The organism is Pseudomonas sp. KU26590, assembly GCF_026153515.1.
GTDB lineage: Bacteria > Pseudomonadota > Gammaproteobacteria > Pseudomonadales > Pseudomonadaceae > Aquipseudomonas.
Window position 1 is genome coordinate 3648546 of sequence record NZ_CP110644.1, and the last position, 19776, is coordinate 3668321.

A 19776-nucleotide genomic window follows, 5' to 3' on the forward strand; every position below is an offset into this window, starting at 1 on the left:
TCTACTCAGCTTTACCCTGAGCCAGACCCGAGCCGAGGTCGGCGCCGGTCATCGGATCGGCGTCTAGATCAGACTTCAGACGTTCTTTCATCATGGTCAGGGTGACCGAGTCGTCCTCGCTCAATGTGACCGAAGCGGTACCGTCACCACCATCCACCGCCGGCTTTGGATTTTCCACGTACTCGAAATCAGCGTCGTTATTCCACGGCCCACGTACGTTCGGCTCGCCGTTGGACATGCTGAAGTAAGTCCGGGAGAACTCTGGCATGCCTGGCAACTTGCCTTGGGGGAAGTTCGGCTGAATCGAGTGCAGCGCTTTCTCGAAGGAAATCTGATGGGCGATTTCGCGGGTCATCAGGAAGCCCAGCGCGTCTTTGATGCCTGGATCGGTGGTCACGTTCATCAAGCGCTCGTAAACGATCTTCGCCCGTGCTTCGGCGGCGATGTTAGAACGGAAGTCTGCCGTCGGTTCACCAATGGTGTCGATGTAGGCCGCCGTCCATGGCACGCCAGCGGAGTTGACCAGCGGAGCACCACCGCCGTAAAGGAGGCTGGTGATGTGAGAATCATTCCCGGCACCGTTGATGTCTCGATACAGCTCGCCTTCCGCTTGCACGCCTTCGGCCAGTTTGCCTTTGGCGCCTTTGTTGAGCATGACGATGATCGAGCCGATGATTTCAAGGTGGCTCAGTTCCTCGGTGGCGATGTCCAGCAACAGATCCTTGCGACCTGGATCTTCTTCCGCCAACGCTTGAGTGAAGTAACGAGTGGCCGCGGCCAGCTCGCCCTGGGCGCCACCGAACTGCTCCAGAAGCAGATTGGCCAGGCCCGGATTAGGCTCGGCGACGCGAACCGTGTATTGAAGACGTTTATTGTGCAGGAACATAGTGTTACTCCCTTCTCAGGCTAATTTGATATCAGGATGTTTAACGACACGTTCAGCTTTCTATTGCGGCGATCTGTCAACTAAGCAGAACGCACAGAGATAAAGAGAGATGCCTCCAGCTCGAATTCATGAAAGCGAAATAGGACCCGACAAGTGGTTTGGCGCTGAAAGTTTAATAACGGCTGATTGGTTCCCGACAACCGGTCTATTACTTCACTTACACCCCTACGGATTATGTTTCGCGTCCGTAGTGGATCTGAATGAAGGATTCTCGCGACAAGAATCGACGGCATTGCACCGTCGGTTACTCCTGGGATTTTTAGCGAGGCCGTTGACGGGCCGCGCAAGCCGATCATCAGCAGATGACGGCGGCTTTCGCTCCACTGGCGATCAGGGCCGCGCCACAGGCGGTCTTCATGCCGTTCAGTGCAACCGGGATTCCGTCCACGGTGTAAGTGCTGCTGCCTTCGGCGATGGGAAAAATACCTTTGCATAAAGGGCAACTGACGTTGTGCCCTACGCCGGCGATAGGCTTGCCGTTGAGGTCGGTGTGCGGGAATGCCTGAAGCACGACGCCGCCGTGGGTGGTGAGGTCGCCTAGGCGGATGATGTCTTTCATAATTGTGAAGACTCTCGGTTAGTTGGATTGAGTACTTATCTGTCTACGGTGATTTGTTATAAGCAGTTCGGCACCGCTAACTATTTCGAAGTACCCCTGACTGTAGGAGCCAGCTTGCTTCGGCCAGGCCTTCCGTGCTTTAAACGAACGAGCTCTACCTCGTGCCCGCTGTGACCATCTAGCTGTTCAGGCCGCCCACCTGCATCACGAAGAACGGTTTTACAGAGCATTGGCTTAGGTTCTAGCTCCTCCGGCACTTTAATAGTAACCGTGACTTTCTCGCCATCTGACAGTGGAGACATGCTGTGGTCCTTTGCGCATCCGGTGAGCGAGATTGATAGCGCAGCCCAAAGCAGCAAGCCTCTTAAGTAGGACTGTGAATTATTCATTTAGTAAGCTCGGGAAGCTCTCGGCTAATGAGCGACTTCATTTTTTTGGCCCCGCCGCCAAACGTATTTTCTGCATTTTTTGAAAGTTTGGCACCGAGCTTCCATCGGATTCTACGGTCCCATCCGGGTAGTGAAACTTTATGTATTCACCAAAAGCATGTTTCTTGGGTGCTATCGAAGTCACCACATAGTCTGGGTGCAGCACAGGCTCGAAATCTATATTCCGTGCCTCGCGAGCGATGTATGTAATATCCCCGCCATTCTCAGCACAGAGACTCGCGCGCTTTACGTACCCGCCGGTGAATCTCTCGTTTACCCAGGGGTAGTAATCTTTTAAAATTTTCAGATCGCGTCCGAGGACTGTTCTAGCGCCCGGCAATCGAAGTTGCGGATCATTGTGATCGAACACAACAACTATCTCGCCTCCCGCCCCAGTGAGCACGTTTTCTCCAAATGAGTTGGGCACACGGTATGTCACACCAAATACAACATTGCTCAAACGCCATTCGCATGCGCCACCTCCATCTACAAAAAGATCAGTCCGATAGAGATCGTCGGCCCCATTGCGATGTAGCGAGACTTCGAAGGCGTTGTACCCTTCAATTGTTTCGGGACGGCCGTCTCCGTCGTGAGTAATCCGCGGGCATTTAGCTGAACGATACATCACACGCATGACCTCTGGCTCTAGTTCCTTAGGTACTTTAAGGCTAATGGTTACTTTCTCTCCATCTCGGGGCGGCGCCATGCTGTAATCTTGCGCGCATCCGCTGAGAGATGTCACCAGCACGAATGCAGACACTGAGATTTTTAATCGGGAAGCTGTTTTATTCATATTAGCCTCCCATTACATTTCCAACCGCATCAAAACGCTGGAGCGCTTCGACTCCGCCCTCGATTTCTTGAGTGACCACTAATGCCGCAATCACCCCGTGATGCATCGCAAGAAACAGCTTATTGCGTTCGTGTTCGTCTTTCGGCGAGGAGTTGCCGTATTTGCTCATCTGTTTCTCGAAAAGATTAATTTCTTCCTGCGTAGCAAGCAGTGGCTCACGATCAGGGTTGATCGCCGCTAGCAGGCGATGAGTGATGTGCGTCATGTACTCACCCATCATGTGGTTGCCAATTCCCAGCAGCCCACCGGGCTTCATGTTTTTATGAGGTTGGAAGAAGCGCGCTTTTTCCTCGGGGGTGAGGCAACGCATTAGAGCGCGCTGCGACTGTTTGGCCTGATCATTTGCTGCTCTGCATAAACTAGGCACCAGGTAAAGGTTTGGCCGCTTCGGGAGTCTGGTTTTGACGGTGTTGTAGTAAGGTGCGCCAAGGCCATCCTTGCTACGGTATGCAGGGTAAGAAGAGCCTCGGCTTTGCACGTGCTGCTCTACGCGGTAGAGCATGGCAATCTCGCCGTGGTGGCCATACGGATCGCCGAATTTAATCACATTGGTTGCGAGCGTTTGGCCCATTGACCAAGCGAAACCCAAGGTCGTGCCTAAAGGGCCGTAAAGGTCATAGAGATGGTTATCAAGCGCAGCTTCGGGCGGTACGCTGGGAATGGTGTCGGTGTCATTAACATGACGGAAGTGGCGAATTTCGCTCAAGCTCTTCGCCGCGCTCAACGTGAACGTGCGCGGCATGCCATAGGTGTACAACAGCGGGTTCTTGTCTTTTAAAGATGCTGCATGGATTAGTCCCAAAGCACCGCCTAGGCTGTGCCCACACACATAAAGATTTCTACCCTCGATACTGTTTGGAAGATATTGTTCGAAACGCTTGGGATATACGATCCGTGCAGCGTTGAAAGCCTCACGGAAGCCTAAATGAACACTGCCCTCAGGCACTAGATCTGCGCACGGGACAGAAGGACTACACCCGACCTGAGATCCAGACTTCACGGGACGAAATGTTAGGTCAGTGATGAGGTCAGGGGCGTGGATTCGGTCAAAATCTGTCCCCCGCCATGCCACTAACATATGTGTTGCGTTTCTAACGTAGAACAGTTGCGTATCTCCTTTTGGCACCTCTGCTTTGGCCGTATTCATTACGTAACAAGGCTCGTAACGAAGGTCAAACGCCACGTCGGTGACCAGACATGGCCAATTTCTCCCCCCGTCCCAAATTCTCGGAGTTCTCGACAAGTCAAGGCACTGCTCCGCGAAAAAATACTCAGGCGACCCGTACAAATTTTCCGCGCGGTTGCTGTACGACAAGATGCTCATCAGCCCCAAGTTGTACGCATTCGCCAAGCTGTACTCAGGCTGATCGTGCAGCACCAGCGACCATGCACGCAGCGGGCAAACTTCCAATACATGCCGGCAGTTCAGCGCTTCGTATTGCACCGTAAACCCTGAAAACTCAGTGTCCGGGAAATGATAAGCCGGCGGCGGATCCAGCTCTGACCAGGGCGGATTGAACTTCGGCAGCTCATCGCACAACTGTCCTATTCGCAGATAGTGATAGGCATGCCCCTGCTCAATCGCCTGCTTTTCCACCGGCGAAAACCCGGGACGCTGTTTTCCGTACAGAGGTTTGCTGTCACTTGCACCTGGCCGCTCGGGCTCCGGGCGCACCGCGCGCAACCGCCGCTGTTGCAGGACTTCAGCCAACGGCGCCGCCGGCATTAGCAGTGTTACGTCTAGTGGATAAAGCTCCTCAAGTCGAATCACACCCTGGGCATCGGTGCTCCCCGGGTACTCAGCAACGCAGCCATCCCGCACTGCCTGATTGGTCGCCCGCCACGGCAGATTAGCCAGCGGCTCGCCGAGTTCGTCCACCAGTTGAAATTCAACCCAATGGGTTTTCTGCGGGCCGATAGCCACAGGTTTGTAGGTGCAAAAGATGTCCGTCTGGTGCTGTCTGTCTTTCATACCGGGTCCTTCCTGATTGAAGATTTGATGCGGTGATAAATCGTTGCGGCCGATTGCCTCGCGGCGGACGCAGTGTCGGTGGCCGTTGCGATGCAGATCGCAGCCCATCCGGGCGACGGGGCCGCTGAGCGGTGGTCACTGCTCATCGGGCTTGTCATTGGGGAACTCGATCACCACGTTCCCGGGCAACAGCGTGTGAACCGGAATGGTCTTGCCGTCCTTATCGGTCACGCCGGGGAACCGCTCGCCCTCCTGGGTGGTGATCAGGTAATGGGCGAAGGGGGCGTAACCCTTGATCGGGTCGCTGAGGGTGTAGCCAGCGGAATAGCCCGGCGGTATCGGCGTCGCCGGGGTGGTCAGCGTGGTGGCATCGGCCTTTAGCACGTAAGCGGCCCGGTGATGGATGTTCCCTGGCGCGCCCAGCTCGATTTCGCCATCCTTGATGCGGATGAACGCGCCGCTGCAGCTGAAGACGATTTCTTCGGGCGCAAGGCGCGGTTCCAGCGTCACTTCATAGCGCGCTTCATCAGCAGAACCGGAAAGCTGCTTGAACCCGGTGATGACCCCATGCAACGTACGGAGCGGTTCAACTGACGGCACCGACAAACCACGAATCGCCACCGGCAACGTGTGCGCCGCCGCATGCAGACTGAACTGCGCATCCCGCCCCAACACACGTTCAGCCCCAATGTCCTGCTCAACCGAGGTGAATTCCACACGGTAGAGAAATGGCTGACTTAGCTGCTCTTCGCCCTCAAACGCCAACACATCAAGCGAAAAGGGCAGGCGATGAACAACCAGTTTATGGCGGCTGTGATCGAAGAAAGGCGGCAATCCGGTAAGCATGAGCGAGCGTCCCTGGCAGGAAAATACGCCCCTGACCGGTTCGCAGAAACCGGATCAACTCGTCCATGAGAGAGGGCTGAGGCCGGCGAAGATGAGGCATTTCAAAGTGTGACTCCAGAGGGGGAGACACGAAGAAGACGGTTCCAGCGGCATTTACGGACTAATCCTACAAACCGCAAATCGGCAGCAAACCCAACCCTGCATTCTCTGGCACAATCGCCTCTTTTTTCGAGCAGGACAGGCCAGAACATGGATCTGAATAACGTTTTTCAGCGCTTGAACACCGGCAGCAAAAAGTGGAGCCAGTACCCCGAAGACGTGCTGCCGATGTGGGTGGCGGACATGGATTTCCCGGTGGCTGCGCCCATTGTGCAGGCGCTGAAGAACCGGCTGGAGCACCCGCTGCTGGGCTATTCCGTGCCCCAGCAAGCGTTGCGCGAAACCCTGGTCAAGCATCTCGCTGACCGCTACGGCTGGCAGATCGAGGCGCAGGATCTGGTGTTTCTGCCCGGGGTCGAGCCTGGGGTGAACATGGCGCTCCACGCGCTGGTTTCGCCGTCGAGCGCGGTGCTGGTGCAGACGCCCAACTACTCGCCGCTCTTGCATGCGCCGGCCAACTGGAAACTGCCGCGCATCGATCTGCCCTTCCATGCCGACGCCCAGGGTCAATACCCCACGGACATCGCGGCGCTTGAACGCGACCTGCCCGACCATGGCGCGCTGCTGCTGAGTAACCCGCACAACCCGCTGGGCAAGGTCTTCGAACCCGACGAATTGCTCGCTATCGGCGAAGCCTGCGTGCGGCGGGATGCGCTGATCATTTCCGATGAAATCCACGCCGATCTGCTGTTCGACGGCCGTCAGCACACGCCGATCGCTTCCCTCAGCCCGGAGATCGCGGCGCGCAGCGTGACGCTGATGTCGGCGAGCAAGGCCTGGAACATCGCCGGGCTGAAAACGGCGTTCGCCGTGGTGCAGAACGCCGACCTGCGCCAGCGTTTCAACGCCGGGCGGCTGGGGCTGGTGGACAGTGTCAACGCGCTTGGGCTGGAGGCGACCGAAGTGGCCTATCGCGAGGGCGCCCCGTGGCTGGAACAGGTCGTCGCGTATCTGCAGGACAACCGCGATTACCTGGCCGAGGCCCTCAAAACCCGATTCCCAGGGATCACGATGCACCTGCCCCAGAGCACCTATCTGGCGTGGCTGGATTGCTCCGGCATGGGGCTGGAAAGCCCACAGCAGTTTTTCCTCGAACACGCCAAAGTCGCGCTCAGCGACGGGCTGGAATTCGGCGATGACTGCGGCCAGTTCGTGCGCCTGAACTTCGGCTGCCCACGGCCGATGCTGGAAGAAGGTCTGGCGCGGATGGAACGCAGCCTGCGCGGCGCCTGACGCCTTCCCGGCTAAGCCGGCCCCACAGTCAGCGTCGCAGCAGGTCTCACTGGATGCATGCAAGACACTCAGTAGGACCGGCTTCAGCCGGGAAGAGGCCCGCGCCTGCCCCGTGAGTTTTGCAGCGCGACGCCTGACGCCTTCCCGGCTAAAGCCGGTCCTTACATGGCCGTACTCAGAAGTACTTTAGCCAGGCGATGTCCCGGCGTCGCGCCTTGAGCGCCGCGAACCTGCTCACCACCGGCAATAGCCCAACGGTCAGCACAGCGGCGCAGCCCCACAGGCCCAGTACCGAGGTGAACCCGAAGTACTGGCCTTGGGTGGTGCCCCAGATCGCCACCGCGCCGATATACAGCAGCTTCAGCACGTACAAGTGCAGCAGATAGAAAAACATCGGCGCCGCGCCAAACACCAGCAGCGGTCGCAGCCATGCCCGCCCCTGTTGACGCTCAAGCCAGGCCAGCACCAGCAGGCCGACGCCCAGCGTAAGGCTGATGAACAGCAACGACGGCGGATACTTGGTGACGTTGAGAACGCTCATCAGCGTCTGCGCCGTGGTGTCCCCCTCCAACCACGGCTTCTCGCCATAGCCATTGATCCCGCGCAGTGCGAGAAACAGCGTCAACGCGCCAAACCCCCAGGCGATCAGGTTGATCTCGCGCTTTTCCGCATTCGCGTTGCGGCCAAACCACGGTCCGGCGGCGTAACCCACGGCGATCACGCCGATCCACGGCAGCAACGGGTACGAGGTACGCAAGCGCAAACTGTCGCCGACCTCGATCCAGCCGCGGTCATGCAGAATCGCCCACGGGATGTGCAGGGCCGAACCTACAGCAAAATGCACATCATCCAGCAGGTTGTGCCCCGCGATGATCGCCAGCCCGAGCGCCGCCAATATGCCGCGCGGCAATACCACCATCGCTGACAGCGCAATCATGCTCAGCCCGATCGCCCAGATCACCTGCAGGTAGATCACCGTCGGCGGAAACTGGAACGTCCAGGCGAAATTCACCAGCGTCAGTTCCAGCGCGATCAACACCAGCCCGCGCTTGAACAGAAACCCCGCCACCGCGCCCTTGCCCGCGTGTCGTTCGCCATACAGCCAGGCGGAAAGCCCGGTGAGAAACACGAACAGCGGCGCGCAGAAATGCGCGAGGGTGCGGCTGATGAACAGATCGACGCTGGTGTGAGCGACGTCCATCGGGTCGCTGACCTGATGGTGCAGAAAGAAGGTCTCGCGCACGTGATCCAGCAGCATGAACACGATGATCAGCCCACGCAGGGCATCGATCGATTGCAGGCGGCCGGGATGGACGATGGACGTGGCGGGAGATTGCAGGGGCACAGACAGGGTTTGCATACGCAGTGGACTCTCGAAGCGCGATAACCGACAGGCCCATCAGCGGCCTGTAAAATCGAGTTATAACATAACACTTCAGAGCGTCCTGCGCGCAACCAAAATCACGCGCAGGGCCTTGCCTGGGGAGAAGGACAGCACCCGGTCACCGGACAAAGGCACCTGCCCCGCCCGGCGAATCAGATGCCGTTTAGATCAATAGCCCAGCGACAACCCGGTGCTGCGCCGTGGATCGTTGGCACCGTAAAAGCGGTTATTGCCCACGGGTTTACCGCCCAGCGAAGGCGCGCCGACGAGGATGGCGGCCAAGTGGTTGGCGTCCTGAGGACCTGCAAATTTGTGGCCCCAGCTTTCGAGGATCTTCTGAGTGTCAGGGCTGATGGCGAAGGTTTCCAGGTTGGTGGTTTCCGGCATCCACTGTTGGTGGAAGCGTGGCGCATCGACCGCTTCCTGAATGTTCATGCCGTAATCGATGACGTTGAGCATGGTCAGCAGAGTGGCGGTGATAATGCGGCTGCCGCCCGGCGTACCAACGACCATGACGGTCTTGCCGTCCTTGGTGACAATGGTCGGGCTCATCGACGACAACGGCGACTTACCCGGCGCGATGGCGTTGGCTTCGCCTTGAATCAGGCCGTACATGTTAGGCACGCCGACCTTGGAGGTGAAGTCGTCCATTTCATCGTTGAGGATCACGCCGGTGCTGCTCGCCATCACGCCTGCGCCGAACCAGTCGTTAAGCGTGTAGGTGACGGACACCGCGTTGCCCCATTTGTCGACGATGGAATAGTGCGTGGTGTTGTTGCCTTCGTGGGGCGCGACGCCGGGTTTGATGTTCTGGGAGATCCCGGCTTTTTGCGGTTCGATGGCGGCGCGCAGCTTGGCGGCGTAGTCGCGGTCCAGCAGATGGCTGATCGGGTTTTTGACGAAGTCCGGGTCACCCAGGTAGCTGTTGCGGTCGACGTAGGCGTGACGCATGGCCTCGATCTGATAATGCAGGCCCTGCGCGGAGTGATAACCCAGCGCCTGCATCGGGTAGCCTTCGAGGATGTTCATGATCTCGCAGATGACCACGCCGCCGGAGCTCGGTGGGGGCGCGGAGACCACGTGGTAGCCGCGGTAATCACACTCGATGGGTGCCAGTTCGCGGGTCGCGTATTTGTCCAGATCGGCCTGGGTGATGATGCCCTTCCCCGCCTGGCTGGAATCGACGATGGCCTTGGCCACCCAGCCCTTGTAGAAACCGTCGCTGCCTTTGGCGGAGATTTCCTTGAGGGTTTTGGCGAGGTCTTTCTGCACGAGGGTGTCACCGACTTGCAGCGGCTGGCCCTTGTTCAGGAAGATCGTGCCGAGGTCTTTGGCGTCGGCCTTGAACTCGTCGGTGGCGGTGCCCAGCAGGTCGACGTCACCTTGCTCCAGCGCGAAGCCGTTTTCAGCGAGTTTGATCGCTGGCGCAATGACTTCGTCGCGCTTTTTGGTGCCGTATTTGCTGAGCGCCATTTCCATCCCGGACACCGTGCCGGGCACGCCGACGGCCAGGTGGCCCTTGGAACTCAGGTCCGGCACGACGTTGCCGTCCTTGTCCAGGTACATGTTGACGGTGGCCGCCAGTGGCGCTTTTTCGCGGAAATCGAGGAAGGTCTTGCGCCCGTCCGCCAGCTGGATGGTCATGAAACCGCCCCCGCCCAGGTTACCGGCGGCGGGATAGACCACGGCCAGCGCGTAGCCCACGGCAACGGCCGCATCGACCGCGTTACCGCCGGATTTGAGCACGTCGACGCCCACGTGGGTGGCCAGATGCTGCGCGGTAACGACCATGCCGTTTTCAGCGGCGGCCGGGGCCACGGAAGCGGCGTGAGCGCAAGACAGACCGAGGGTGAGCGCCGTCGCAACGAGCGACTTGGCGAAAGGTTCGAACTTCATGGGGGGTTTCTCTTTTTTCTTGTGAGGGGGAGAACGGTGGGCAGAAGGTGCCCCGCACTAAAATAGCGCATGCGGGGAAAGTTGCCAGTGATGCTCGGGAATCCCGGTGAGATGAACACCGGGCACAAGGTGCGTTTCCCCGAGATTGAGCAGTGCAGATATCGGCTTGCTGGCGAATGCGGTGGGTCATCCTGCGCTGCGTCATCTGGAAGATCGCGTTCGCGGGCAAGCGCGCTCCTACAGGTTTTGCGGGGATACGGGATGTGGGTGTCAGGTTGAGATTTGGATTCTGCCCGGAGGGCGTAGGAGCGCGCTTGCCCGCGAAGGCGGTGTGCCATTTTGCACACCTTGATCTGAAAGAATGCATTCGCCAGCAAGCCGGCTCCCACGAACTGAAGCACGCTAAAAATTGTATGCCCTACCGAAATCCGTAGGACCCGGCTCGCTGGCGAACCCGGTTTTTCAGGTAGCGCATGGGCAACTGACCCACCAGATTCGCCAGCAAGCCGGCTCCAGAAGGCGCGGTGTGTCAGGCGAAAACAGGTTGAATGTGACTGCGTCTTCGCGGGCAGGCGCGCTCCTGCAGTACAGGCCGATTCAGCCCACTACTGGCGCAGCCGGATGTGCTCAGAACCACCGATCGTTACGCTTGCGGCCCTTGGTCAGGGACGGGAGGATCAGGCCCAGCAACAGGCCCGCGCCGGCGATGCTGCCGCCGTAGACCATGTAGCGCATCAGCACTTGATTGTTCTCATCACCCAGTTTCGCCTGGGTGGTGCGCAAATCCGACTGGGCGCTGGCCAGTTGCGCGTTCAGATCCTTGGTGCGGGCTTCAAGCTCGTCGACCAGCTTCTTGCGCGACTCGAGGGTTTCCTGCATGCCCTGAACCTTGGTCTTCCAGTCGTCGTCGATGGTCTTCAATTGCGCGCTGAGGTCGGCAGCCTTCTGCGTCAATTGCGGTAAACGTTCGGCCTGCCCCGGCACTTCCTGCAGATCAGCAGTAGGAATCCAGACGTTATCGCCAGCGCCGCCGCGCACCTGGCTGTAGTCGCCCTGGGTATTGATCAGCTCGACTTTCTGCCCGGATTTCAGCGTGCCGACAATGCGGTAGCCGTCGGTAGGGCCGCTGCGCACGTAGGTGCTGAGGGTGTCACTGACCCAGCGGTCCTTGCTCGACGTCTCGGCGAGTGCAAAAGGACTGGCAACGGCAGCGGTCAACATTGAGGTCATCAGGCCGGCGTTGAGCAAACGGCGTCGAACGCCCGGCACAGAGGTAAAGCGAAGGGAGGCATCGGAGGGGGAAATAGGCATGGATAATCTTCGACAAATTGAAAAAAAGGCCGATGGGCGGGCCGCATGCAAAGGAATAACGCCTGATCGGACAGCGACGAACAACGCGCTGCAACGGCTGGAACAGACATCTGACGCGGGCGAAATTCAGCCAGACGCCCAAGGGCGGGCCCCGGGCGTACTGCGCGCGCAGTGGTCAACAGACCATTGAAAAGATGTCAGGTTCATTAGCGAGGGATGACATTCGTCAGGGAAATGTCCTACAGCGCTTGTCAGAAGGCCTGAAACGACTGTGGGAGCGAGTCCGCTGGCGAATGCTTCATCAGGCGACCAGATCGACTGATATGAAGCTACTCGCGAGCAAGCTCGCTCCCACAAGGTTGGTAGTCGATTAATACTTGGCGGCTACACAAACATCATGCAGCGGCAGCAAGCATCAATCCTCCTGCTGCAGCTGCTCCACCGTCGGCTTGAAGATCACCACGCCCAGCGGCGGCAGATTCAAGGACAGCGAGAACGCCTGGCCGTGACTCTTGATCTCGTCGGTGCGCACGCCGCCGCCGTTGCCGAAGTTGGAACCGGCATAGATCCCCGCATCGCTGTTGAACAGCTCGGCCCACTTGCCGCTGAACGGCACGCCGACCCGATAGGCCTCACGCGGCACGGGTGTCAGGTTGGCGACCACCAGCAACGGCTCGTCCTCCTTGCTCCAGCGCAGGTAGGCATAGACGCTGTTGCCCGCGTCGTCACCGATCACCCACTGGAAACCCTGTGGCTGGCAGTCCTGCTCGTACAGCGCCTTTTCCGTGCGATACAGGCGGTTGAGGTCGCTGACCAACGTGTGCACGCCCTTGTGCTCGGCGTACTGCAGGAAATGCCAGTCCAGTTCGGTGTCATGGTTCCACTCGCGCCACTGGCCGAACTCGCAGCCCATGAACAGCAGCTTCTTGCCCGGGTGGGTCCACATGAACGACAGATAAGCGCGCAGGTTGGCGAATTTCTGCCAGCGATCGCCGGGCATCTTGTCGATCAGGGAATGCTTGCCATGCACCACTTCGTCGTGGGAAATCGGCAGCACGAAACGCTCGGACCACGCGTAGACGAGTCCAAAGCTCAAGCGATCGTGGTGATGCTGGCGATTGATCGGATCCTGCTCGATGTACTTGAGCGTGTCGTGCATCCAGCCCATGTTCCACTTGTACGAGAAGCCCAGACCGCCCTGTTGGGTCGGCTGGGAAACGCCCGGCCACGAAGTGGATTCTTCGGCGATGACCAGCGCGCCCGGCGCTTCGATCGCCACGACATCGTTCAAATGACGAAGGAAGTCGATGGCCTCCAGGTTTTCGCGGCCGCCGTAACGGTTCGGCACCCACTCCCCGGCGTTACGGGAATAGTCGCGATACAGCATTGAAGCGACGGCATCCACGCGCAACGCATCGACATGGAAGTGCTTGAGCCAGTGCAACCCGGACGCGATCATGAAGCCATGAACTTCGGTGCGGCCCAAGTTGTAGATCAGCGTGTTCCAGTCCTGATGGAAACCCTCATGGGGGTTGGCGTATTCGTACAGGGCAGTCCCGTCGAATTGAGCCAGACCGTGTGCATCGGTCGGGAAGTGCGCAGGCACCCAGTCAAGAATCACGCCGATGTCGTTGCGGTGGCAGGCATCCACAAAGGCGGCGAAGTCCTCCGGTTTGCCGTAACGCGCGCTCGGTGCGAACTGCGACAACACCTGATAACCCCACGACCCGCCGAAGGGATGTTCCATGATCGGCATCAGTTCGATGTGGGTGAAGCCCATTTCCCTGATGTAAGGAATCAGATTATCGGCCAGCTCGCGCCAGTTGTACGGACGATCGGGCTCGTCTTCATCGCCGTGATGCCACTTCCACGAGCCGGCGTGCAGCTCGTAGATCGACAGCGGTTGATGGATGTCGTGCTTGTCGCCACGGTACTGCATCCAGTCGCTGTCCTGCCATTCAAAGGCAAGCGGCGCCGCGACTTTCGACGCCGTGGCAGGCGGCAGCTGGGTGGCCAGCGCCATCGGGTCAGCCTTCAGCGGCAAGATGCCGTGCTGGCCGAGGATCTCGTATTTGTAGGCCTCGCCCGGGCCGATGCGCGGGATAAAGATCTCCCACACGCCGGTCGGGTGACGCAGGCGCATCGGGTGCCGACGGCCGTCCCAGCTGTTGAAATCGCCAACCACCGACACGCGACGGGCATTCGGTGCCCATACCGAGAAGCGAACGCCGTCGACGCCATCGACGTTCTTCACCTGCGCGCCCAACGCGCTGCTCAGGTCGCGGTGGTTGCCCTCGGCAAACAGGTACAAATCCATCTCGCCGAGCTGCTCGCCGAAGCTATACGGGTCTTCGGTGATTTGCTCACCGGTGGCCCAGGAGATCTTCAGCAGATAGGGCTCACGCACCGCAAAGTGCCCGGCAAAGAAGCCCGGTTTGTCGGTCATGCTCAGCTCGCCGAGGTCACGCTCGCCGTCGCGCGCGAGCACGCGTACCGCCAGTGCATTGGGCAGAAAAGCGCGGATGACCTGGCCTTCAGCGCCATCGCTGTGGGGGCCGAGCATCGAGAAAGGGTCGCGGTGCTCCGCACGGATCAACGCGTCCATGTCCACGGCGCCGGGCACTATTGCGTGGTTGCCGTTACCAAATGGGTCAGAGGCACTCATTTTGATTCTCCATCAGACAGGTCTAGAAGCCCGCGCAAGCCTTGAAGCGGAACCGACAACCATGTCGGCCGATTCTCGGCCTCGTAGGCCACTTCATAAGCGGCTTTTTCCAGGGTGAACAAGGCCAGCGCGGCCGCTTCACCTTTGGCATCTTTCCAGTCGTGACCCACTTCCACGGTGGCCTTGCGGTAGCCGTCGAGGAAGGCCTGGCGCGCCTGCAGCAAATACGTCTCGGCCACTTGCTGGCGGGCAGTTTCAGCCTGCACCGAGGTGTCGGCACTTTGCGCGTTGCGCATGGCCATCGCGGCAGCGTAGTCGAACGAGCGCAGCACGCCGCTGACATCTTTGAACGGGCTGTATTTGGCCCGACGTTCCTGGAGCGGACGCGCCGGTTCGCCTTCGAAGTCGATCAGGTAGGCATCGCCCTTCACCACCAGCATCTGGCCCAAGTGCAGGTCGCCGTGCACGCGCATTCTCAGGCCGCCGACGGATTGCTTGGCCAGGGTCTTCACTTGGGCCAGCAACGCCTTGCGCTTGCCCAGCAGTTCAGTGATGAGTTGCTGATCCTGGGCTTCCAGCGAGTCACGGTGCTGCTCAAGCAACTGCAACGCGCGCTCGATCTGCGCCGAAACGCTCTTGGCTGACGCCTCGCTGTCCTTGACGCTGGTGACTTCGGTCTTGAAGTCCGGGTTGTCCGTCGGCGCACCGAGGATCACGTGCATTTCGCCCAGACGCTGACCCAGCAGGCCGGCGAAGTCTTTCAACTCGATCAGCGCGTTGGCTTGCTGCTCCAGCGCCGACTGACCATGGGCCATATGATCACGCACGGCGCGCTCGAGGTTGTTCTGGGTCCATTCCCACGCATCGCCCTGATTGCTCAGATAGCCCTGGGCGATCATCAGCAGGTTCTTCTCGCCCTGCCCGTCGACGCGAACCACCGCACCCAACAGCGGCGAAATGTGCGGGTAGCCGGCTTCGGTGAGGTACGCGCCCATTTCCAACTCGGGGTGAGTACCGGCCGCGACACGGCGAATCATCTTCAGCACGAGTTTTTTGCCGACAACAACCGAGCTGTTGGACTGCTCCGCCGAGAGGTAACGCACCTCGGCGTCTTCGTTCAGGCCCAGCGGCGCCAATTGCGAGGTGCTCTGGAACTGCAGCTCACCGTCCGGCGTGGCCAGCACGGTTTTTTCCTGCATGCCCTTGATGACGTTGCGAATGAACGGTTCGAGGGTGAATGCATCGGTGATCAAACCGACCTGACGGCCACGACGCACGCGGGACAAGGCCAACTGTTGCGGCAAGGCGCTGCTGATGTCGTCTTCCGGCAACAGCCCGAACGGCAACTGGTAGCGCACCGTTTCGCCACCGGAGGTGACTTCGATTTCGCTCAGCAATGCGGGCCGCACGGTGGAACCGAAGCGCACGGCGTAAGCGATGTGAATGCTGTCGATGGCCGTGCCCTTGCCGGCGAACCAGCGGCGTTTCGGGAGATAGACTGACAGTGACTGCTGCTCCATGGTCTTGCGCAGGGGTTCTTCGAGCAGTTCCTCCAGGCGCTGCTTGAGCACCAGGGTCGGGAAGTCCGGCATGCTCTGGGCCGGTTCAACGTGCCAGCTGGGCATTTGATTCTCCGCGGCCAGCAAGAACCAGTAGAAGCCATAAGGTGGCAACGTCAGCAGGTAATTGAGCTGGCCAATAGGTGGAAAGGCGCTGCCACCGAGCATCTCGACCGGAACGGTCCCGGCGTACGGCGCCAGTTCCAGCTCGGCTGCCTGGGAGGCGGCCGAGACGTTGGCGACGCAGAGGATGATTTCGGTCTTGCCGTCGGGGCCGGTGTACTCGCGGGTGTAGGCAAGAATGCGACGGTTGCTTGGCGAGAGCATTTTCAGGGTGCCGCGGCCGAAGGCTTTCTGCTGCCTGCGCACGGCGAGCATGCGTCGGGTCCAGTTCAGCAGCGAGTGCGGGTCATGATCCTGCGCCTCGACGTTGACCGACTGATAACCGTACAGCGGGTCCATGATCGGCGGCAGGACCAGGCTCGCCGGGTTGGCGCGGGAAAAGCCGCCGTTGCGGTCGATCGACCACTGCATCGGCGTGCGCACGCCGTCGCGGTCGCCGAGGTAGATGTTGTCGCCCATGCCGATTTCGTCGCCGTAATACAGGGTCGGCGTGCCGGGCATTGACAGCAGCATGCTGTTGAGCAGTTCGACGCGGCGGCGGTCACGTTCCAGCAGTGGCGCCAGGCGACGACGAATGCCGAGGTTGATCCGCGCGCGACGGTCCGAAGCGTAGTAATTCCACAGGTAATCACGCTCGCGGTCGGTGACCATTTCCAGCGTCAGTTCATCGTGGTTACGCAGGAAGATTGCCCACTGGCAGTTTTCCGGGATTTCCGGGGTCTGGCGCAGGATGTCGGTGATCGGGAAACGGTCTTCCTGGGCAACTGCCATGTACATGCGCGGCATCAGCGGAAAGTGGAACGCCATATGGCATTCGTCGCCGTCTTTGCCCTTGCGGTCACCGAAATACAGCTGGGTGTCTTCCGGCCACTGGTTAGCTTCGGCCAGCAGCATGCGGTCGGGGTAGTTGGCGTCGATTTCGGCACGGATCTGCTTGAGGACCTGGTGGGTCTCCGGCAGGTTTTCGTTGTTGGTGCCGTCACGCTCGATCAGGTAAGGAATCGCGTCCAGACGCAGGCCGTCGATGCCCATGTCCAACCAGTAGCGCATGACCTCGATCACCGCTTTCATGACCTGCGGGTTGTCGAAGTTCAGGTCCGGCTGGTGGGAATAGAAGCGATGCCAGAAGTACTGCTCGGCCACCGGATCCCAAGTCCAGTTGGACTTCTCGGTGTCGAGAAAGATAATCCGGGTGCCGTCGTATTTCGTGTTGTCATCGGACCAGACGTAGAAATCCCGCGCCTTGGAGCCCTTCTTCGCATGCCGTGCGCGCTGGAACCAGGCATGCTGGTCCGAGGTGTGGTTGATGACCAGCTCGGTGATCACCCGCAAGCCGCGGTTGTGCGCCTCGGCGATAAACTTCTTCGCATCGGCCATGGTGCCGTAGTCGCTGTGCACTCCACGGTACTCGGAGATGTCATAGCCATCGTCGCGGCGTGGCGACGGGTAGAACGGCAGCAGCCAGATGGTGTTGACGCCCAGCTGCGCAATGTAGTCAAGCTTGGCGATCAGGCCGGGGAAATCACCGATGCCATCGTCGTTGGAATCGAAAAACGATTTCACGTGGACCTGGTAAATCACCGCATCTTTGTACCAGAGCGGGTCTTCGATAAAGGCTGCGTTGCGGGGTTTCTTTGCCATGACCACATCCTTTGAATTATTGGTTTGTGGCTTTTATGCGCCAGATGCCGAACGCCTGGTAAGAGGGGTCAAGACGCATGAACTGGGTCTTGCCGTACCAGGTCCAGGAATGCCCGGTCATCAAGTCTTCGCCCAAAGTGGCGGCGTCGTCCGGCAGGCCCATTTCCCACAGCGGTAGTTCGAAATGCGCTTCCTGGGCGTTGCGCGGGTCAAGGTTCACCGCGACCAGAATGAAGTTACTGCCATCCTCGGTGCGCTTGCCGAAATACAGAATGTTGTCGTTGTACGCGGTGTAGATCTTCAGGCCTAAATGCGTCTGCAGCGCCGGGTTCTGGCGACGGATGCGGTTGAGCTGGGCGATCTCGGCAATGATGTTGCCGGGCGCGGTGAAGTCGCGCGGACGGATCTCGTACTTCTCCGAATCCAGGTATTCCTCTTTGCCTGGCACCGGTGCCGCTTCGCACAGCTCGAAGCCCGAGTACATGCCCCACAAGCCCGAACCCATGGTCGCCAGGGCTGCGCGGATCAAGAAGCCCGGACGACCCGAGTCATGCAGGAACGGCGGGTTGATGTCCGGCGTGTTGACGAAGAAGTTCGGCCGGTAGCATTCGCGCCATGGCGACTCATTGAGCTCGGTGAAGTATTCGCTCAGCTCGGCCTTGGTGTTGCGCCAGGTGAAGTAGGTGTAGCTCTGGGAATAACCGACCTTGCCCAGGCGCGCCATCATCGCCGGCTTGGTGAAGGCTTCAGCGAGAAACATGACTTCCGGGTGCTGACTGCGCACGTCGGCAATCATCCACTGCCAGAACGGCAGCGGCTTGGTGTGCGGGTTGTCGACGCGGAATATCTTCACGCCCTCTTTCACCCAGCCGAGGATCACGTCACGCAGCTCGATCCATAGGCCCGGAATGGCATCCGGCGCATAGAAGTCGACGTTGACGATGTCCTGGTATTTCTTCGGCGGATTTTCCGCGTAACGGATGGTGCCGTCTGGACGCCACGAGAACCAGCCTGGATGCTCCTTGAGCCACAGGTGGTCCTGGGAGCACTGGATGGCGAAGTCCAGTGCGATTTCCAGACCGTGCTCGGCCGCGGAGGCAACCAGTTCACGGAAGTCTTCGCGGGTGCCGAGCTGCGGGTGAATGGCGTCATGGCCGCCTTCCGCGCTGCCGATGGCGTACGGGCTGCCGACGTCATCCGGCCCTGCGGTGAGGGAGTTGTTGGGGCCTTTGCGGTGAGCGCGACCGATCGGGTGGATCGGCGGGAAATACAGCACGTCGAAGCCCATGTCGCGGATCATCGGCAAGCGGTTGTGCACGTCCTTGAAAGTGCCGTGGCGCGTTTTGTCGTCAGTGATCGAGCGTGGGAACAGCTCGTACCAGCTGGCGAACTGGGCCAGCTCACGCTCGACGTCCAGCGGGAATTCCAGGCTGCGGCTGAGGAACGCGTGATTGTCGGCCTTGGCCATGACGCTGGCCGCGTCGCTGCTCAATAGCAGTGCGACCTTGGCCTCGTTATCAGTCGCCTCGCCGAAACGCTTGATCAGGCCATCGAGCTGGCCGCGCACTTCGAGGGTGCTGCGCTCGGCGGCGTGCACCAGGTGCAGGCGCCCTTCTTCCAGCTCCAGATCGATGGTCACGCCAGCGGCGTATTTCTTTTCCAGCTCGTAGCGGTAGCTGCCGAACTGATCGATCCAGGCTTCGAGGCGATAAATGTAGCGGGTGAAGGTCGGCGGAGTGAATTCGCCAACCCAGCTGTCGTTGCCCAGTTCGCGCATGGGCACCGACTGCCATTCTTCATCGTCAATGGCGCGGTAGACGATACGTACGGCCATCTTGTCGTGACCGTCTGCGTAGATCTTGCTGGTGACCGTGACCGGCTGACCGACAACGGCCTTGGCGGCCAGCTGACCGTTATCGATCACCGGTTGGGTGTCCTCGATGACGATCCGCGGCAGCTGCAAGGCTTGGGTCAGGGGGATAGGGTGGATAGAGTGGAGAACATCGTTGGCCAGGGAATCCGGGCCGTACGGCTGATCAGCAGTATCATTCATCGAGCATCACTCCTCACGCCCAGGGACGCCCGCTGCGGGGCGCCCATTGCTTCAGCGTCTTTGTCCATAACATAAGAGAGAGCCACGGGATCAACGTATCCGGACGTGGCAGCATAGGTTCCGAACGCCAGCCTCGGGCAAAAGTTCA

Annotated in this window: 11 protein-coding genes and 1 pseudogene; 1 reads left to right on the forward strand and 11 read right to left on the reverse strand. The window is 59.7% G+C overall.

Going from position 1 to position 19776, the window contains the following annotated elements; all coding sequences use genetic code 11:
- Position 1: 1 nt before the first annotated feature.
- The 5 genes and pseudogenes from OKW98_RS15945 to OKW98_RS15965 all read right to left on the reverse strand — a co-directional run.
- Positions 2-886: a manganese catalase family protein gene (locus OKW98_RS15945; protein ID WP_265385627.1), complete on the reverse strand. Its 885-nt coding sequence runs from the start codon at positions 884-886 to the stop codon at positions 2-4.
- Between the two features lie 355 nt (positions 887-1241).
- On the reverse strand, positions 1242-1505 hold the full coding sequence (locus OKW98_RS15950; protein ID WP_265385628.1) for a PAAR domain-containing protein: 264 nt from the start codon (positions 1503-1505) through the stop codon (positions 1242-1244).
- A gap of 426 nt (positions 1506-1931) precedes the next feature.
- Positions 1932-2726, reverse strand: coding sequence for a hypothetical protein (locus OKW98_RS15955; RefSeq protein ID WP_265385629.1), 795 nt, complete (start codon positions 2724-2726; stop codon positions 1932-1934).
- Position 2727: 1 nt separating this feature from the next.
- Positions 2728-4758: a lipase family protein gene (locus OKW98_RS15960; protein WP_265385630.1), complete on the reverse strand. Its 2031-nt coding sequence runs from the start codon at positions 4756-4758 to the stop codon at positions 2728-2730.
- Between the two features lie 486 nt (positions 4759-5244).
- Positions 5245-5604 (reverse strand): annotated as a pseudogene (locus OKW98_RS15965) (contractile injection system protein, VgrG/Pvc8 family); the annotation flags it as partial.
- A 249-nt stretch (positions 5605-5853) separates the two neighbouring features.
- Here OKW98_RS15965 and OKW98_RS15970 point away from each other — a divergent pair.
- Complete coding sequence (locus tag OKW98_RS15970; RefSeq protein ID WP_265385631.1) at positions 5854-6996, forward strand: MalY/PatB family protein; 1143 nt, start codon at positions 5854-5856, stop codon at positions 6994-6996.
- A 175-nt stretch (positions 6997-7171) separates the two neighbouring features.
- Here OKW98_RS15970 and OKW98_RS15975 read toward each other — a convergent pair whose 3' ends face one another.
- The 6 genes from OKW98_RS15975 to OKW98_RS16000 all read right to left on the reverse strand — a co-directional run bounded on the left by OKW98_RS15975 (position 7172) and on the right by OKW98_RS16000 (position 19628).
- Positions 7172-8356 carry a DUF1624 domain-containing protein gene (locus OKW98_RS15975; RefSeq protein ID WP_265385632.1) on the reverse strand — a complete coding sequence of 395 codons (1185 nt, stop codon included), beginning with the start codon at positions 8354-8356 and terminating at the stop codon, positions 7172-7174.
- A gap of 192 nt (positions 8357-8548) precedes the next feature.
- Positions 8549-10276, reverse strand: a complete 1728-nt coding sequence (gene ggt, locus OKW98_RS15980) for a gamma-glutamyltransferase (protein ID WP_265385633.1) — start codon at positions 10274-10276, stop codon at positions 8549-8551.
- A 627-nt stretch (positions 10277-10903) separates the two neighbouring features.
- Positions 10904-11497 (reverse strand): TIGR04211 family SH3 domain-containing protein, encoded by a 594-nt coding sequence (locus OKW98_RS15985; protein WP_265389748.1) that lies wholly within the window; start codon positions 11495-11497, stop codon positions 10904-10906.
- A gap of 505 nt (positions 11498-12002) precedes the next feature.
- Positions 12003-14252: a 1,4-alpha-glucan branching protein GlgB gene (gene glgB / locus OKW98_RS15990; protein ID WP_265385634.1), complete on the reverse strand. Its 2250-nt coding sequence runs from the start codon at positions 14250-14252 to the stop codon at positions 12003-12005.
- Positions 14249-17575, reverse strand: a complete 3327-nt coding sequence (gene treS, locus OKW98_RS15995; protein WP_265385635.1) for a maltose alpha-D-glucosyltransferase — start codon at positions 17573-17575, stop codon at positions 14249-14251. The genes glgB and treS overlap by 4 nt, the downstream gene beginning before the upstream one ends.
- 16 nt (positions 17576-17591) lie before the next feature.
- Complete coding sequence (locus tag OKW98_RS16000) at positions 17592-19628, reverse strand: alpha-1,4-glucan--maltose-1-phosphate maltosyltransferase (protein WP_265385636.1); 2037 nt, start codon at positions 19626-19628, stop codon at positions 17592-17594.
- Positions 19629-19776 lie beyond the last annotated feature (148 nt).

Coding starts and splice junctions, on each gene's coding strand:
- OKW98_RS15945 (WP_265385627.1), bottom strand. CDS start 886: ATGTTCCTGCACAATAAACGTCTTCAATACACGGTTCGCGTCGCCGAG.
- OKW98_RS15950 (WP_265385628.1), bottom strand. CDS start 1,505: ATGAAAGACATCATCCGCCTAGGCGACCTCACCACCCACGGCGGCGTC.
- OKW98_RS15955 (WP_265385629.1), bottom strand. CDS start 2,726: ATGAATAAAACAGCTTCCCGATTAAAAATCTCAGTGTCTGCATTCGTG.
- OKW98_RS15960 (WP_265385630.1), bottom strand. CDS start 4,758: ATGAAAGACAGACAGCACCAGACGGACATCTTTTGCACCTACAAACCT.
- OKW98_RS15970 (WP_265385631.1), top strand. CDS start 5,854: ATGGATCTGAATAACGTTTTTCAGCGCTTGAACACCGGCAGCAAAAAG.
- OKW98_RS15975 (WP_265385632.1), bottom strand. CDS start 8,356: ATGCAAACCCTGTCTGTGCCCCTGCAATCTCCCGCCACGTCCATCGTC.
- ggt (WP_265385633.1), bottom strand. CDS start 10,276: ATGAAGTTCGAACCTTTCGCCAAGTCGCTCGTTGCGACGGCGCTCACC.
- OKW98_RS15985 (WP_265389748.1), bottom strand. CDS start 11,497: ATGTTGACCGCTGCCGTTGCCAGTCCTTTTGCACTCGCCGAGACGTCG.
- glgB (WP_265385634.1), bottom strand. CDS start 14,252: ATGAGTGCCTCTGACCCATTTGGTAACGGCAACCACGCAATAGTGCCC.
- treS (WP_265385635.1), bottom strand. CDS start 17,575: ATGGCAAAGAAACCCCGCAACGCAGCCTTTATCGAAGACCCGCTCTGG.
- OKW98_RS16000 (WP_265385636.1), bottom strand. CDS start 19,628: ATGAATGATACTGCTGATCAGCCGTACGGCCCGGATTCCCTGGCCAAC.